Source organism: Rhodococcus sp. ENV425, from assembly GCF_002887785.1.
Lineage (GTDB): Bacteria > Actinomycetota > Actinomycetes > Mycobacteriales > Mycobacteriaceae > Rhodococcus > Rhodococcus aetherivorans.
In genome coordinates, this window is record NZ_PCZU01000101.1 from 1 (window position 1) to 1,775 (window position 1,775).

The window sequence follows — 1,775 nt, forward strand, 5'->3', positions numbered from 1 at the left end:
GCCGTCGCGGCGACGGCGGCCGGCGGCGTCGCGGTGAGACGATGCAGGAGCGGCACAGGACGCGTGAAAGTAAGTATCGGCCAACCATTTTCGAGGGATTCTCGACGCAGCACCCGATCCGGGTTCACCGCGCGCGGATGGCCCACGGCCCGCAGCATCGGAATGTCCGTCGACGAGTCGGAGTACGCGTAGCAACGTGCGAGATCGTAACCGTACTGCAGCGCCAGTGCCTGTATCGCCTCCGCCTTGGCCTCGCCGTAGCAGTAGAACTCCAGCTCTCCGGCGTAGCGGCCCTCCTCGATCCGCATCCGGCTGGCGGTGCTGTGCGTCGCCCCCAGTGCCGCCGCGATGGGAGTGACCACCTCCTCCCCGGACGCGGACACGATGATCACGTCGTGCCCGCGGAGCTTGTGGTCCGCGATGAGATCGGCGGCCTCGGCGAAGACCAGAGGATCCACGATATCGTGCAGCGTCTCGGCGACGATCGACTTGATCTGCTCGACATCCCAGCCCGTGCACATCGCCGCGATGTGGGCCCGCATGCGCTCCACCTGATCGTGGTCGGCCCCGGACAGCATGAACAGGAACTGGGCATAGCTGCTCTTCAGCACCGCCCGCCGGTTGAGGAGTCCCTGGGCGAAGAACGGCTTGCTGAAGGCGAGTGCGCTGGACTTCGCGATGACGGTCTTGTCGAGGTCGAAGAAGGCGGCGATTCGGCCGGACTGGGTCGGGGCCACGGTCGCGTCGGTCACGGCACCACAATAGGTGTGACTGCTCCTTCCCGGTACGCCCTGCGCTCCGGCCGGTCGTCCGGCCCCTCCACCTGCGCAAAACCCGCGACGGTCGAACCTGCACACTGCGTGAAATGCGCGACGGTTGAACTTGCAAATATCGGGTCGGGGCGTAGTATCGACGACACCTGGACATAGTCCAGGGGGTGTTCAGCCCGACCCCCGGGGCTGAACATGACGACCCTCGCCTCCTCCCCCCCTGGCGAGGGTCGTCCTCTGTTCCGGGACCTTTCGGAGCCCGGCGCGTTCATCCACAGGCAGCGCGTTCATCCACAGATTCGCCGGTTCCCCCGGCAGCTGCTTCCGGGGCGCCCGGCCACCGCGCAAGCTGGGCGCCATGACCGATGTCCTGGCCCTCGTCGACGATCCCGCGCTGATGGCGAGCCTGCGTCGCGTGGCGGCCGCCTCCGACCGCACGGTCGGTGAGACGGTGACGACACCGTCGCGCAGAACCTGGCTCGACGCCGGACTCGTCGTGATCGACCGCACCGCGGCCCTGGCATGCGCGCAGCAGCTCCCCCGGCGGGGCGGAATCGTCCTGGTCACCGCCGGCGGCGCCGACCTCCCCGATTGGCAGGCGGCCACCGCGGTCGGCGCCGAACACGTGGTGGGGCTGCCCGACGACGAGGTCGAACTGCTCACCGTGCTCGGCACGGCCGCCGAGCCCGACGCGGGCGGCGGCCACGTCGTCGCTGTCCTCGGCGGCTGCGGCGGCGCCGGCGCGTCCACGTTCGCAGCCGCCCTGGCATGGACGGTCGCCGCCTTCCGGCGCAGTGCGGGAGCCCTCCTCGTCGACGGCGACCCCCTGGGCGGGGGACTGGACGTCCTCACCGGAATCGAGGACCGGCCGGGTGTCCGCTGGCCCGGTCTCACCGTCGATCGTGGCCGTCTCTCCGCCCGGACCCTGCGCGATGCGGTGCCCGAATGGCTGCCGGGACTCGGCGTGCTGTCCGCAGATCGCGAGTCCGCCGCAGAGCCGGCGCC

The 1,775-nt window shown here is 70.1% G+C and carries 2 protein-coding genes; one reads left to right on the forward strand and one right to left on the reverse strand.

From position 1 onward, the window contains the following. On the reverse strand, nt 1-752 hold a 752-nt coding region (locus tag CQZ88_RS08385; RefSeq protein ID WP_102799581.1), incomplete at its 3' end, for an HAD-IB family hydrolase. 376 nt (nt 753-1,128) lie between these two features. Here CQZ88_RS08385 and ssd point away from each other — a divergent pair. Further along, on the forward strand, nt 1,129-1,775 hold a 647-nt coding region (gene ssd / locus CQZ88_RS08390), incomplete at its 3' end, for a septum site-determining protein Ssd (RefSeq protein WP_374703814.1).